The sequence below is a fragment of the Erwinia billingiae Eb661 genome (assembly GCF_000196615.1).
Taxonomy (GTDB): Bacteria; Pseudomonadota; Gammaproteobacteria; order Enterobacterales; family Enterobacteriaceae; genus Erwinia; species Erwinia billingiae.
In genome coordinates, this window is the sequence record NC_014306.1 from 77064 (window position 1) to 91883 (window position 14820).

Consider the following 14820-nt stretch of genomic DNA (forward strand, 5'->3'; position numbering starts at 1 on the left):
AGTGGATGAAAAACCCGGCTTCGGCCGGGTTTTTTGTTTTTAAAAGAGGATAACGGACCTTAACGGGAGGCAAGTACATGCCGGAGTTACCTGAAGTCGAAACCAGCCGCCGCGGCATTGAACCGCATCTGGTGGGCGCCACTATTCTTCATGCTATTGTCCGCAATGACCGCCTGCGTTGGCCGGTTTCCCTCGAAATTCAAAGCCTCAGCGATCAACCGGTGCTCAGCGTGCAACGCCGTGCCAAGTATCTGCTGATTGAGCTGCCGCATGGCTGGATCATCATTCACCTGGGAATGTCCGGTAGCCTGCGCGTGCTGCCCGAAGAGCTTCCCCCTGCCAAACATGACCACGTCGATCTGGTGATGAGCAACGGTAAGGTCCTGCGTTATACCGATCCTCGCCGCTTTGGTGCCTGGCTGTGGTGCACGGATTTAGCCGCGAGCAATGTGCTGGCCCATCTTGGCCCGGAACCCCTGCATGATGCCTTCTCGGCGGAGTATCTGTTTGATAAGTCGAGAAACAAGCGGACGCCGGTTAAACCCTGGCTGATGGATAACAAACTGGTGGTGGGAGTGGGGAATATTTACGCCAGCGAATCCCTGTTTGTTGCCGGGATCCATCCCGATCGTCCGGCCATGACCCTGACTCAGGACGAAGCGGCTTTGCTGGTGAAAACCATCAAGGCGGTACTGCTACGTTCAATTGAGCAAGGGGGAACAACGCTGCGTGATTTTCTGCAGACGGACGGTAAGCCGGGTTATTTCGCGCAGGAGTTGCAGGTGTATGGTCGGGCAGGCGAACCCTGTCGGGTCTGTGCCACGCCGATTAAGAGCGCGAAGCACGCCCAGCGCAGTACCTTTTATTGTCCGACCTGTCAGAAATAAGGCTTAGAGTTTAGCCTGCAGCGCGTCAAAAACGGGCTGCGGTAGAAAGGCGCTCACATCACCTTTGTGACGCGCCACTTCTTTCACCAGCGAAGAAGAGATAAACGAGTACTGCTCTGAAGGCATCAAAAACACGCTCTCCAGCTCCGGCAACAGATGGCGGTTCATGTGGGCCAGCTGCATCTCATATTCAAAGTCAGAGACGGCCCTCAGGCCTCTTACCAGCACATTGGCTTGCTGATCGCGGGCAAAGTTCGCCATCAAATCACTGAATCCCACCACCTCCACGTTCGGCAAATGGGCTACCACCTGCTGCGCCAGGCTTACGCGCTCTTCCAGCGTGAACATCGGTTTCTTGCTGGGACTGGCCGCGATAGCCAGTACGATACGGTCAAACATCAACGCGGCTCGCGTCACGATATCCAGATGGCCATTGGTCATCGGATCAAAGGTGCCAGGATAAATCGCTTTGGTGCTCATAGACCGCCCTTGCCGGAAGCGTGAGAAGAGTTATTCAGCGCCCAAAGCGCCGCGTATTTATTGAAGGTGTACTGCGCATTGACGACCGCCAGCAGCCAGCCCTGTTTGCCATCCAGAAAACCTGCACGCAAAACCAGCGTTTTGAAGAAGGCGCCGATGGTGTGCGTAAAGATGGAAACAATGCCGCAGCGCTTGCCCTGATGATAGCGCTGTTTTGCCCAGGCCTCCGCGTAGGCGAACTGTTTCCACTGGAAGGCAGAAAAGTCACGACAGGTCAGATGCAGAAGATCGCCTTTCAGCGCAGTCACGGCAACGCCCTGGGTGTCGAGCGACTCATGCACCTGGTGATCGTTGTATTGATAGCGGGAAGGATAGAGGCGGGTGACCCGGTCCGGATACCAGCCGCTGTGGCGCATAAAGCGGCCTAAAAACAGGTTACGGCGACCCAGACTGTACACCGCGTCAGCTGAGGCGGGGCTTGTTAGCACGGCCTCTATCGAAGCGCGCAGCTGTTGCGTCACGCGCTCATCGCTGTCGATCATCAAAATCATCGGATGGTTGGCATAACTCTGCGCCAGCTGACGCTGACGGCCATAGCCGTGCCATTCCGTGGAGTGAAAGACTTTTGCGCCGTGTCGGGCAGCAACCTGGGGTGTGCCATCACTGCTACCTGAGTCGAGCAGGACGATCTCATCGGCCCAGCTCACGGACTCCAGACATTCTGGCAGCAGGTCAGCCGCGTTTTTGGCGATCAGCACGACTGAAAGAGCCTGGCGTGAAGACATTTAGTGATTCCGCTGTGGCAGATGGGGTTCGAGTAACTGTAGCAGACGCTGCAGCGCACCCTGGTTCTGATGCAGCACTTCGACGGCATGACGGCCATAGTAAAGGCGATAATCTTCGTCGGTCAGCAGCGTACCAATTTCTTTATCCAGCGAGTCCGCATCGGTGACGGTAATCAGGCCGTCAGCCTGCTGCAGCTTGGCGCAGATATCTTTGAAATTGAGGGTATAAGGTCCCATCAACACCGGGATAGCATGTGCGGCCGCTTCCAGCGGATTGTGGCCGCCACGATCGACCAGGCTGCCGCCAACAAAGGCCACATCGGCAATGCCGTAAAGCAGCATCAGTTCACCCATCGTATCGCCAATCACCACCTGCGTGCTGCCTGACGGGATCTCGCCACTGCTGCGAAGGGTGTAGCTGAGTCCGGCTTTCTGCGTCAGTTCGCGGGCGGTAGAAAAACGCTCCGGATGACGGGGAACCAGAATTAACAATAAATTGGGGAAACGCGTCAGCAGCTTACGGTGCGCATCCAGAATAATGCTCTCTTCGCCATCATGCGTACTGGTGGCAATCCACACCGGACGGCGAGGTGCCCACTGGCGACGCAGGGTAATCGCTCTGGCGGCCAGTTCTGGCGTGACGGAGATATCAAACTTCAGGCTGCCGGTCACCGTCAGCTGCGAGCGTTTTAAGCCAAGGCTGATAAAGCGTTCGCCATCTTCCTGATTCTGCGCGGCAATCAGCGTAATGCGTTGCAGCAGCCGTTGCATAAATTTGCCGAGTTTTTTGTAGCCCTTTGCAGAGCGTTCAGACAGGCGGGCATTAGCGATCACCAGCGGGATCTTTCGTTTATGCAGCAGCGCGATCATGTTCGGCCACAGCTCGGTTTCCATAATGATCACCAGACGCGGGTTCACATTATCGAGGAAGCGGTTCATCGAGCCGGGGAGATCGTAGGGCAGATAAACATGGTGCACATCTTTGCCAAACGCTGAGGCTGCGCGTTCAGAGCCGGTTGGCGTCATGGTGGTGACGGTGATTGGCATCGAGGGATAGCGATGGCGCAACGCCCGCACCAGCGGGACCGCAGCCAGCGTCTCACCGACAGAAACGGAGTGCAGCAAAATACCGTCTGGCTTCACTTTGCCGGCGCAATAGCCATAGCGTTCTGCCCAACGTTTGCGGTAGGCGGGAGCCTTCCGGCCGCGGAGCCAGAGCCGGAGCCAAATCAGGGGCTGAATGAGGTAAAGCAGAACGGTATAAAGTGTTGTCATCACAGTGTTTATTCAGAGTGGAGAGACTCGCGCCAGAGTATGCCAGAAAAGAGGAATAATACGGCATGTTAGCAGATAAGTCGTCTCCGCTCACACTTCTTATCAGGGCTGCTGCAACACTTGTTGATATAGCGCATGAAGCTGCGTGGCAAGCTGTTGCGGAGAGCAGGGCAGGACCCTTTCCCTGGCAAGATCGCCCATCCGGCTGTCCAGCGTGCGTTGTGGGATGGCAACGGCCGCCGCCGTCAACGCCGGCACGTCCAACGCATCACAGACAAACCCTTGTTTACCATCGATGATGAATTCCGCACCGCCACAGGTAAAACTGGTGATGACCGGTAATCCGCAGGCCATCGCTTCCAGAATGACGTTAGGGAAGGGATCGTACAGCGTGGGCAGAATCAAGCTGTCAGCGGCGTGATAGAAGGGGATGACATTGTTCTGCACGCCCAGGAAATGAATGCGTTTTTCGCATCCCAGGCTGCGCGCGAGGTTTTCGTAACGTGATTGCTGCTTGTCCTGCCCGACCACCAACAGGTGCGCATCGGTCGCTGCCAGCGCGCTGATACTGGCCTTAAGACCTTTGCGTTCAAAGCCTGAACCGACATAGATAAACACTTTCGCATTATCCGGCAGGTTAAGCTGTTCACGAGACTGCTGACGTTGCTCGGCGGTTGCGGGCATAAAGCGCTTGGAGTCGATGGCATTATAAATCACCGCAAACTTCTCTTCCGGCACCTGGAAGCAGCGCATGATGTCGTTTTTCACCATCAGTGAATTGCAGATGATCTTTTTAAGCGCAGGGGAGCGGAACATCTCTTCTTCTGCGGTCATCACATAGCGGTGATAACGGCTTACCTGCGTCAGCAATCGCTGCATCGGAGACACGACCCGAGCGCGCTGTTCCAGCCACACACGGTGCACGCCGTCGCCGGCGCGGAAAATATCGCAGCCCGCGATGCGCTCGTGACTTTGCACGATATCAAACTTCTCCTGCTGCCAGCAGGCCCGTGCGGCCACGGCAAAGCCACGTTCGCGGGAGATCCGGCCCCACTTTTTCGGGTTGCAGATATGCAGGTGCCACTCTGGCTTGGGTTCTCCCTGCCAGCTGCGGGTAATGATGTTTAATTCCAGGCTATCGTCATCCAGCGCTTCCAGCGCACGTGAGATAAACCGCTCGGCGCCGCCATCGGGGCGATATTTCTGGCGCACTATGGCCAGTCTGACCTTACTCATCCAGATAATTCCTTGCGGCTTTCACCACGTCTTCAAGTGGGATAGCGCTGAGATAACGCGTTTCCGTTTTGGTATCGATGCTGTCCGGTGAGGGCAGCGGCGCATAGTCACCCGCCCAGATCACCTTGTTGTTGTCGCCCCACGGCCGCCATTGCTTCAGCTTGGTTGGGCCAAACAGCGCAATACAGGGCGTATCCAGCGCGGCAGCCATATGCATCGGGGCGGAATCGACGCCGATAAACAGGTTGGCATGATCAATCAGCGCGGCTAACTGCGGCAGAGTCAGTTTACCGGCCAGAGAGATGGCCTGACGGTTCTGGCATAGTGAGAGAATATTGTCGATCATCGCCAGTTCTTTCTTATCTGGCGCGGCGGTCAGCACAATATCCATTTGGTCTGAGGCAAGGCGGTCAATCAGCCCAGCCATTTTATCGTCTTCCCAGCACTTGAACAGCCAGCGGGACGTGGGCTGAATCACAATATAAGGTTTACGGGTTGGCTGAAGCTGGTTCAGCTGAGTGCGGGTGGTTTCCCAGTCGCTCTCACTGTAGTGCATTGCGGCCGGGAAGCCGTGGAAAGGGATATTCAGCGGCGTTAACGCCATCAGGTTTTGTTCAACCGTATGCAGATTTGCATGCTGTTCAGTGGTGGCCCGATGGGTATGCGCCAGGCGCCAGATGGCATTGCGACGCTTATGGTAATCAAAACCAATCCTGACTTTCGCACCCGAGAAGGCGGTAATAATGGCGCTGCGCCACTGGTCCGCGAGGTTGACCACCAGGTCGTAATGACACTGGCGAACGGCGGAGACTAACGCCACCTCATGCCGGATGTGCTGCCAGGCACCCTCTTTTTTCCAGTTACGATCGATAAAGTGGATCTGTCGAATGTCCGGATGCGCCTGCAGCATCGGGCGCGTCTCTTTATACAAAAGCACGTCAATACTGGCATCGGGATATTGCTGGCGCAGGGCGTGGATCACCGGGGTGGTCAGCAGCATATCGCCATGATGGCGGAGTTTGATCAGCAGAATGGTTTTTGGCGTAAACAACGGGCTGATTTGCGGAGTAGCCATGCTCATGAGATCTCAATGTTGAGTTGACCCACTGCAAGGAGGGGCCTGCCAGTAAAAATGTCGACGGGTTTCATCATTAGCCTTTCCGCCAGCGATAAATTCGGCTCAGCCACAGCAGCAACTGGTACCACTGCTGCACGCCACGCGCATTTCGCAGCATTCTGCCCGGCGTTTTACTGGCGATCAGGTCCGCTATCATCGCCTGTCGGGCGGCCGCATCGGGTTCGCGGCGAATAGAGTGGCACACGGTCAGGGCTTCTTTCGTGACCTGCCGATACAACGGCGCAGACAGCTTTACGGTGTTTTTATAGCGCTGGTTAATCTCATCCAGCATCCGCGCGATTTTAAGATAGTGGCGCTGATATTCCACATTACGCATTCCCGTGCGCTTCTGATTACTGATTGACTGATCGTGTACGTAATAACGGTACATCACCTCGTCGGTATACCGCACCCGACGGGCATTCAGCATCAGTTCAGTGGTCCACGGGATATCCTGATGATGCAGGCCGGGCTCAAACTGTAGGTTAAGTAGGTCAATCAATGCACGGCGGTAAACGCCCAGCCAGACAACATGCAGATAGCGATTGGTCGCCAGGGCCTTGCCGAGCCATTCAGCGCCGCTAAGAACGCCGGTGGATTGTAAACGGTCTTTAGGGATCAGCGGTTTGGCTTTATCCCCGCCCCAAAAAACGCGTTCTGCATTGCACTGGGCGATATCCAGATCGTCGGCGTTGGCCATGGCGATCAGTTTTTCATACATATCAGGTGCAAGGGTGTCGTCAGCATCGGGGAAGGTCACGTAGCGGCCTGTCGCTATTGCCATCCCGGCGTTGCGGGCGCGTGATACGCCACCATTTTGCTGATCGATAACCTGAACGTGCGGATACTCAGCGGCATACTGATGCGCCATCGCGGCTGACTCGTCAGTTGAACCATCATTAACAATAATGACTTCAAGGGATTGCAACGTTTGAGCCAGTAATGAAGCCATGAAAGCCTCAAAGCTTTTCCCGGCATTGTACATCGGGATAACCACGCTCAGTTCAGGCGCGGCGGGATCGGAATGCGGCATCATACTCAGGGTAAAATCTTCTCTTCGTGAGTCAATTGAGGCTTGCGGGCACTCACAAAATCATGGATATCATCCAGCTTACGCTTATCCAGTTCAAACAGTTGTTCGGCAGGATGATTGAATTTGTAGAGCGCCTGAAAAACAAAGGAGGTCGGCGCAATATGGTTCGGCCCGATCAGCAGAACATCGCCTAATGGCCGTTGTTCTTCTACGCAGCAGGGACCATAAATCAGCACCACCGGCACATTCTGCGCGTCAGCAATATAAACATTGCCGGAGTCCGATGCCACGTAGATATCCATCTGCTCGATCGCATAGGGCAATCCCTCCAGCGAGACCTTGCCAATCATGTTGACCAGGTTGTCGCGTTCACCAACCACCTTATTGAGCTCATTTAAGCGGGGAAGTTCATTCGGTGAACCAAATACATAGAACAGGCAGGGCAGGTCACTCAGACGATCAAACAGGCTTTTCCAGATAACCGGGGGTATGGTTTTCGCCTGATTGCCGGCCGAGATGCTGATGCCGATTTTAATTTTGTCCGTCCTGAACAGCTCTTCCGGCGTATTGACGGGTTGCACTAACGGCAGCGTCGCATGCTTGGGATAGCTCTCTTTGGTCAGCGAGCGGTCGGCCAGTTTCAGGTAGTTTTCCAGCGTCAGCGTGTTTTTCTCATGCTCCACCGTGCCGCTGGCGGTGAGATAAAAAATCCCCTGATACCAGCGACGGCGATACATCGACAGAAACTGTTTATTCTCCGCATTACAGCAGGCGGCATAGAACAGATTGGCGTTGTTAGGATGCAGCAGATAGACGTTGCGATAGCGGTTCATCAACCTGATGGCCAGCTTCAGTTTGGCCATCGTGCTGGATTTATGCTCTTCAACGTAAAAAATCTCGTCCAGAGTGGCATCATTACGGGCAAGCGGCGCGACTGAGGTGCTGAGCAGGGCGTCGCTATGCTTAAGATGCTGCATCAACGGGGTGATGTTGATGAAGTCCCCTATCTTTGCCGTCTGAATGATCAGATTACGGTTGCTTGTGTTCTTACCCAGCTTTTTCCATAGCTTAAGCGGTAAGAGCAGCAAAAATAACAATACATAATTCACGCTCTGTTCTCCCTGAGCGAGCTGAAAGTTCCACGGAAGAGGATCTGGGTAAGCGTACGTCCCATTGTCAGCCGTATTGATGAGGTCAAGCTTTTCACTGAGCTCAGATATCCGTTCTTGTTAATGAGCGTTATCATGGGCCAAAACCTTCAATGATGAGTAAACAAAAAGTGGCTTCAGGTTGTCTTCGCCCTGATGTTGTGGGCTGATTTTAACGCTGAAACGAATGACAGTGCAGCAGGACTTTGTTAATTACGATTAATTAAATCAAGGTACTGTCTGCAAACAGCCTCAATACTGTAAGCACCGACATCAGGCTTAAGCATTATGGGTGGATGAAGATAAATATCCCGCATTGTCGCCGCCAGCGAATCGTCATTCATTTCTGCCAACCCCCGCGATAATTCGCCGGTCAGGATGCTGACGGGGCCACCCGGGCAGCGGGTGCTGACCACTGGCGTATGGCAAATTAATGCTTCGACTAATACGTTGCCAAACCCTTCGCTGTCCGAGCTAACGACCAACAGCTTCGCATGACGGATGTAGGGATAGGGATTGCTGATAAATCCCTTAAAAATGACACGCTTGCTGATGTCTAAGTCAATAGCCAAATCTTTAATCGCGCGGGTAGCCTCGCTACTTCCCTGGCCAATTAACACCAGCGGCACTTCAAGGCCACTTTTTGCGTAGGCGCGTAACAGCCGGTCATGGCGTTTGGTCGGATGAAAACGGCCCACATGGACCAGATAGTCCTTACCTTCCATCGAGCAGGGTTTCAGCGAAAGGGCTTCAATGGCGTCAAACTCAAAGGGATTAAATATCACCTGCTCACGTTTGGGCTGGATTTCAAACGAGCGCTTCAGGTCGTCCACGACGTATTGCGAGACGCCAATGATGTTGCGGCCCTGATAAATGCGGCGGATTTTGGCCTTTTTAAGCCACAGAGAGAAGCCTTTACGGCGGGCAAGGTATGAGGCAGAAAACACCCCATGCAGGCAGAACCAGGTCTTTTCAGGTTCAAGGTGCGGGCAGCGGCGGACGATGCGATCCGTCTTGTGCAGATGAGAAATCACCAAATCGAACGGCGTGTCGCTTGTCTCCGCCGCATGGATTTCTTTATCCAGCTGTGCAGCACGGCGGCTCAGTTCGGTCAGTTTGCGCCACGGTTTTTTGCAGTTATCTTTGATCACCCGGAAATCCAGACCGGGCGGGATGGCGTACTCACACACCGAACGCAGTGAGAATAACGACACCCGATGTCCACGCTCCATCATCCCCTTTGCAAGGGTTAGCACAACTTTCTCTGCCCCCCCTCCGGGTAGGCCATCAATGATCATCAAAATGCGCTTGGACAATTTTTTACCCTTAGCCAGAAAAATACTGCGGAGAAGGCGCCGTAGCCTCTTTTGCCGCATAAATGCCGCTCATCTTTTTTTTGATTCAGGCGGATCCTTCTGCCAGAGCTGTGTAGATTATAATCGGGAAAACAAGCCGAACATCAGGGGCTTCCCAATGTACTCTTTTTTATTAGCTGTAGTTATCTTAGAAAATTAACAGGAAGAGTGCCACAGCATAATCCACTGACAATATTGCCTCGCGAATCTCTTTGCGTCTCTATTGTCCGCTGCGTAACATACCCGCAGACTAACCAGGAGTATGGAAACGGCATGACCACACCCGCATTTCTCATCACTATTGATACGGAAGGTGACAACCTGTGGCGCAATCGCTCGGGTATTGTTACCACCAAAAACGCGGGATATCTCGCACGTTTCCAGCAACTTTGCGATAAATACGGTTTCAAACCGACCTGGTTGACCAATTATGAAATGGCCATCGACCCGGTTTACCAGGCATTCGCCCGTGATGTGATCGCCCGCGGAACCGGTGAAGTGGGGATGCATTTACATGCCTGGAACAGTCCGCCAGCGTACTCACTGACTGACGATGACTGGAAATTTCAGCCCTATCTGATCGAATATCCAGTTGATGAAATGCGCCGAAAAATCGCCTTCATGACTGAGCTACTGGAAGAGACCTTTCAGACAAAAATGCTCAGCCATCGGGCCGGGCGTTGGGCGTTCAACCAGCAATATGCCCGGCTGCTGGTTGAGTTTGGCTATAAGGTAGACTGCTCCGTCACGCCTGGTGTGAACTGGCAGTTTTCTCCGGGTGCGCCGCAAGGCTCCGGCGGCACCAACTACACGCATTTCCCGCGCAATGCCTATTATCTGGATGCAGAAGACATTTCCCGTGAAGGCACCTCGCCGTTGCTGGAGGTGCCAATGAGCATTCAATACAAGCATTCAGGATTGATGAACAGCCTGAAACAAGGCTATGACCGTTTACGCGGCAAGCAGCGCAGTCCGTCGGTTCACTGGCTGCGTCCGACGGGCGGTAACGTGCAGCAGATGATTGGCGTGGCTGAAAAAACGCTGGCTGCGGGGTCGGATTACGTTGAGTTTATGCTGCACTCGTCCGAATTTATGCCCGATGGCAGCCCGACCTTTAAAAATGAAGCGGATATCGATCGCCTTTATGAGGATCTGGAGCAGTTGTTTAACTGGTTACATAGCCGGACCGTCGGGATGACGTTAACGGAATATGCGGCCACTAAAGCTCGTTGATGTGATAAGCAGGACTCGGTGAGAGAGAAAATGAAAATGAGCTTCAAAGATACGGACTTCCGTGCTGTTTTTTACTTGCTGGCCCTGGCTTGTACGCTGCTAACCATTATGGTGACCTTTATTGACGTTAAGGGTGCCAAGGTGCTGTTTTACTGGAGCTTCTATTTTTCACTCGCGGGGATTTTGTTTAACCTGAAAGAGTATGATAAATCGCGGCTATGGTTCATTGGGCTATTGGCCGTGCTTGGCTTGAGTAAGGTCATCTGGTTCTACTGGGAGTATCTGGGCAGCGCGGATTACAGCGAGTTTAACGACTACTTTAATGCGGGGAAACGCCTGCTGTTGGCGTGCTTTATCGGTTACTGGCTGTTTTCTCAGATGAAGAACTATCCGAAAAGAAGTCTTTGGTTAATCCGCAGCGGCTTGCTGGTGGCGTTTTTTGCCGCGACCCTGTTCGGTTTATATCAATACTTTAGTGATATTCACCGGGTCGCTTTTTCATTAGACCGCGCCACCATATCCGCGTATGGCTATGCGATGCTTTCAACGATGGTGCTGTTTATGCTGGCCACCGAAAAGCATACCCCTGAAAACATCCTGTTCTGTCTGGCGATCTTTTGTCTGTCCTATTTTATCCTGGTGCAAACCGGCACCCGCAATATGATGGCGGCTTATCCCCTGATTATCCTGCTGGTTGGCGTACTGCAATTCCGTCACTTCGGCCTGAAGTCATTATTCTCGGTGGTGATTGCCTTGGTGATCTTGGTTGGGGTGAGCTATAAGCCGATGATTGAGCCGAAGCTGGACTCGACTCTGCAAGAGTACAATACCTATATCCAGTCGGACGGGAATCAGTTTGGGTCGTTAACCACGCGTCTGGCAATGTGGCGAGTGGGGTCAGTCTGTTTCATCGCGCATCCTCTGGGGATGAAAACAGAAGATCGTACGGCGTGCTTCGAAAACTATGTGAAAACCCGCCATACAGACACCATCTCGCTGATGTATGAGAAAGTGCATTTGCACAACGAATTGCTGGATAGCGCGACGCTACAGGGAATTCAGGGCGCGTTGGTGATGCTGCTGTTTTATGTCGTGCTGATTACCTACGCTCTACGAAGCAGAAATGCGTTGATGCTGGCGGTGATGTTTGGGGTAGTGATTAGCGGCCTGAGTGACGTTGTGTTCATCAGCCGTGAGTTAACGATTTGCGTGGCGTTGATGCTGATCGTCTGCGAGATGTTCAATGCATTGAGAAGGCATCAGCAGAGCAGCCTGGCCCGTTAACGTCTTCACCGGGGTCTTCACAGACCCCGTTTACGCACCTTCAGCATTTTTCTTTTGTAGCTGAGTCTGATTTTTCTATCCAACAGGAAACGGCTCAGACTGACCCGACCAATACGCTCGTTGACGATCCTGTCCTGACCGCTGCTCCGCAGCGCGTCTGGATAGCGGTTGGCGATATCCAGCCAGTGGCATGTAATTAGCGAGGCAAAGTTAGCGGGTAAAACCTCATCCATATGCTGCGTTGCCGCAATCAGACAGTCGATTTTCCGCTCGTCTATCGCCGAAGACAGGCTGTTGGCGTGTTTGCGATAGAGATAGAACCCGCTGTCTGAATAAAGCGTCTTATGACTCAGTGTCAGTAACAGTGGAAATAACCAGCTGTCCTCATAACAAATGAAGTCTGGAAAAGCGTGCTGCTGGAGCAGATGACGGGCAAAAAACTGGCCAATGAAATGTGCCTGATAGTCACGATGGATCAGAAACCGTTCAACAGACTGACGTTGAGTCAGTATTTCAGGTGACTTTGCCTGCCAGATGGGCTGATTGGCAATATCACCACGCACCTCAATAATCTTACTCAGGAAAATGTCCGGCGCGTGCTCTTGCAACGTGACCAGCCGATCCTGCAAAGCATCAGGCAGGAGTTGATCGTCACTGTCGACCATCAGCAGGTAATCGCCCGTCGCCAGGCTCACCGCCTGATTACGAACTTTACCGACGTTTCGGTGGGCTGAAAGGACGCTGCGAAGACGGGGTAATTGCCGTGCATAGCGATCGATAATGGCCTGCGTGCCGTCCGTGGAACCATCATTAACGATGATGATTTCAGCTTGATCGAGTGCCTCACCCAATGAAGCCACAATGCTGTCGAGCGTTGCAGCAAGATAGGCTTCACTGTTATGGGCGGCAATCAGGATGCTGAGCGGGCAGGCGTTGGTCATTGGCTTAACGGTACCGGTAAGGCGATAGCGGGCAATAGCAGCGACATGACATTCTCAGCGGTAATCGAGGCCATATTATTGCCCTGCCCGGGACGTAGCACGCACTGGTTCTTGCCGTAACCGCCTATCAATCCCGGGTCGGTCGGGCCATAAAGCGTGATATTCGGGCGATCCAGCGCGGCGGTAAGATGGCTTAAACCGGTATCGACGGAGACGACTGCTCTGGCGCCTGCCAGCGTGCGGGCAACCTGCTCAAGCGTCAGCTTAGGCAGCACGTCGACATAGCTAAACCCTTCGGCCAGCCTGATGGCGCGCTGGTGTTCGTGGTCAGCGCCCCACGGTAATTTAATCCTCAGGCCGCTGTCGGCGAGTAAACCAATCAGCTCGCGCCAATGACTTTCTGGCCAGTGTTTGGCATCACGCGTGGTGGCATGGAGGAACACCAGGTACTGTCCGGCATCAGATGGCGGCTCGCTAAGGAAATGCTGCGCGATGGCGTAATCCCCTTCGCTATCCGGCATCGGGTAAGCAAGACTTTTGGCGAAAAGCTCGCGGGTTCGCTGCACGGCGTGTTGTTTTTTACTGATTTCATGGCGCTCGTCATACCACCAGCTGGCGAAAGGTTCGCGCGCACTGCGGCTGTCCTGACCATGCTTCACGCCTTTTGCAATGCGCGTGACCAGCGCGGCGCTTTTGATCAGTCCCTGTGCATCGATCACCACATCATACTGGCGCGACTGCACTTCGCGTTTAAACAGGAAGCGCTCTTCGCGGACTTCACTGCCAAACCAGTGTTTACGCCAGCGGCGGATGGCCACCGGGATCACTTTATCCACGGCAGGATGCCAGGCGGGGATCTGCGCAAAGCCTTCCTCCACCACCCAGTCAAAGCGAATGCCGGGAATAGCTTGCATGGCATCAGTCAGCGCCGGAAGCGTGTGCAACACGTCGCCCATGGAGGAGGTTTTAACAATCAGGACGTGCATGTTTTTTCCTCGTCATCCGCTAACAAGGCCGTCAGCTCGGCGATCACCCGCTCAGGCTGAATATCGATCAGGCTCTGATGATAGCCTTCTTCCGCATCCCCTTTACGTACCTTGTGGTAGCCGGTGATCAGGCGGATGACGCGTGCTTTGTCGGACAACGGCGGCGTAAAGTCAGGGCTGCTTGGGCCGTAGAGTGCGATCAGCGGACGATCCAGCGCGGCGGCAATGTGCATCAGACCGGAATCGTTGCTCACCACCGCGCGGCAATGCGCCAGCAAAATCACCGCCTGTTCCAGCTGGGTTTCGCCTGCCAGATTGCGGCAATGTGCACGCGAATCTTCCTGCAGGCTTTGCAGGATCTGTTCGCCCGTCACTTTATCTTTGGCCGAACCAAACAGGATGATTTGATAGCCACGGTTGATCAGGCTCTGCGCCAGCTCAGCGTAGTGGTAATGCGGCCAGCGTTTTGCCGGACCAAATTCTGCGCCAGGGCAAAAACCGATCGCGGGACGATCTGCCGATAAGCCGAACGCCGCGGCGGTCGTCAGCTTTTCAGCTTCATTGACCTGCAGCTTCGGCCACAGCAGCGGCTGCGGCAGCTGGGCCGCATGGCTGTAGCGCGATTTGTCGTAGGCCAGCGCCACATAGCGCTCAACCATTAAAGGCCACGCGGCTTTATCCAGCACCCGCACGTCGTTCAGCAGCCCGTAGCGCATTTCACCGCGCCAGCCGGTGCGGGTTTTGATATCGGCAAAGAAGGGAACTAACGCGGACTTAAACGAGTTGGGCAACACGTAAGCCCGATCGTAACCTTTGCTGCGCAAGGCTTTGCCCAGACGACGACGCTCGCCTAATGCCAGCGCACCATGGCCCAGCGGCATCGCCAGCGCTTCGTTGACCTCTGGCATACGCGATAACAGTGGACGGCACCACGCGGGTGCCATCACATCAATTATCGCGTCGGGTTCAGCCGCCTTCAACGTGCGATAGAGACTTTGCGACATCATCATATCGCCAACCCATGAAGGGCCGATTACCAGAATCTTCATTGCCGGAATTG

At 54.0% G+C, this 14820-nt stretch carries 14 protein-coding genes; 3 read left to right on the top strand and 11 right to left on the bottom strand.

The window, feature by feature from the left end:
* Nucleotides 1-77 precede the first annotated feature (77 nt).
* Nucleotides 78-887, top strand: coding sequence for a bifunctional DNA-formamidopyrimidine glycosylase/DNA-(apurinic or apyrimidinic site) lyase (mutM, locus tag EBC_RS01685; protein WP_013200102.1), 810 nt, complete (start codon nt 78-80; stop codon nt 885-887).
* A 3-nt stretch (nt 888-890) separates the two neighbouring features.
* Here the strand turns inward: mutM and coaD are convergent, their stop codons facing one another.
* The 8 genes from coaD to EBC_RS01725 form a co-directional block, all read right to left on the bottom strand.
* Nucleotides 891-1367 carry a pantetheine-phosphate adenylyltransferase gene (coaD, locus tag EBC_RS01690; RefSeq protein ID WP_013200103.1) on the bottom strand — a complete coding sequence of 159 codons (477 nt, stop codon included), beginning with the start codon at nt 1365-1367 and terminating at the stop codon, nt 891-893.
* On the bottom strand, nt 1364-2152 hold the full coding sequence (locus EBC_RS01695) for a glycosyltransferase family 2 protein (RefSeq protein WP_013200104.1): 789 nt from the start codon (nt 2150-2152) through the stop codon (nt 1364-1366). Before EBC_RS01695 ends, coaD begins: the two co-directional genes overlap by 4 nt.
* Nucleotides 2153-3427, bottom strand: coding sequence for a lipid IV(A) 3-deoxy-D-manno-octulosonic acid transferase (gene waaA / locus EBC_RS01700; protein ID WP_041691839.1), 1275 nt, complete (start codon nt 3425-3427; stop codon nt 2153-2155).
* 102 nt (nt 3428-3529) lie between these two features.
* Entirely contained in the window at nt 3530-4663 is a 1134-nt protein-coding gene (locus tag EBC_RS01705) for a glycosyltransferase family 4 protein (RefSeq protein WP_013200106.1), read from the bottom strand.
* A complete protein-coding gene (gene rfaQ / locus EBC_RS01710; RefSeq protein WP_041692172.1) occupies nt 4656-5738 on the bottom strand; it encodes a putative lipopolysaccharide heptosyltransferase III in 1083 nt (360 codons plus the stop codon). The genes EBC_RS01705 and rfaQ overlap by 8 nt, the downstream gene beginning before the upstream one ends.
* Nucleotides 5739-5814: 76 nt before the next feature.
* Nucleotides 5815-6813, bottom strand: coding sequence for a glycosyltransferase (locus EBC_RS01715; RefSeq protein ID WP_013200108.1), 999 nt, complete (start codon nt 6811-6813; stop codon nt 5815-5817).
* A gap of 5 nt (nt 6814-6818) precedes the next feature.
* A complete protein-coding gene (locus tag EBC_RS01720) occupies nt 6819-7922 on the bottom strand; it encodes a glycosyltransferase family 9 protein (protein ID WP_013200109.1) in 1104 nt (367 codons plus the stop codon).
* A 248-nt stretch (nt 7923-8170) separates the two neighbouring features.
* A complete protein-coding gene (locus EBC_RS01725; RefSeq protein ID WP_041692173.1) occupies nt 8171-9259 on the bottom strand; it encodes a glycosyltransferase in 1089 nt (362 codons plus the stop codon).
* Between the two features lie 330 nt (nt 9260-9589).
* Here EBC_RS01725 and EBC_RS01730 point away from each other — a divergent pair, with 330 nt between their 5' ends.
* Nucleotides 9590-10549 carry a polysaccharide deacetylase family protein gene (locus tag EBC_RS01730; protein ID WP_013200111.1) on the top strand — a complete coding sequence of 320 codons (960 nt, stop codon included), beginning with the start codon at nt 9590-9592 and terminating at the stop codon, nt 10547-10549.
* A gap of 36 nt (nt 10550-10585) precedes the next feature.
* Nucleotides 10586-11833, top strand: a complete 1248-nt coding sequence (locus EBC_RS01735; RefSeq protein WP_041691840.1) for an O-antigen ligase family protein — start codon at nt 10586-10588, stop codon at nt 11831-11833.
* Nucleotides 11834-11850: 17 nt separating this feature from the next.
* Here EBC_RS01735 and EBC_RS01740 read toward each other — a convergent pair whose 3' ends face one another.
* The 3 genes from EBC_RS01740 to rfaF are packed head-to-tail and all read right to left on the bottom strand — an operon-like array spanning nt 11851 to nt 14809.
* The gene (locus EBC_RS01740) at nt 11851-12774 is read right to left on the bottom strand and encodes a glycosyltransferase family 2 protein (RefSeq protein ID WP_013200113.1); all 924 of its coding nucleotides are present in this window, start codon (nt 12772-12774) and stop codon (nt 11851-11853) included.
* Nucleotides 12771-13760, bottom strand: a complete 990-nt coding sequence (rfaC, locus tag EBC_RS01745) for a lipopolysaccharide heptosyltransferase RfaC (RefSeq protein ID WP_041691841.1) — start codon at nt 13758-13760, stop codon at nt 12771-12773. The genes EBC_RS01740 and rfaC overlap by 4 nt, the downstream gene beginning before the upstream one ends.
* Nucleotides 13748-14809, bottom strand: a complete 1062-nt coding sequence (gene rfaF / locus EBC_RS01750; RefSeq protein ID WP_013200115.1) for an ADP-heptose--LPS heptosyltransferase RfaF — start codon at nt 14807-14809, stop codon at nt 13748-13750. Before rfaF ends, rfaC begins: the two co-directional genes overlap by 13 nt.
* Between the last annotated feature and the right edge of the window lie 11 nt (nt 14810-14820).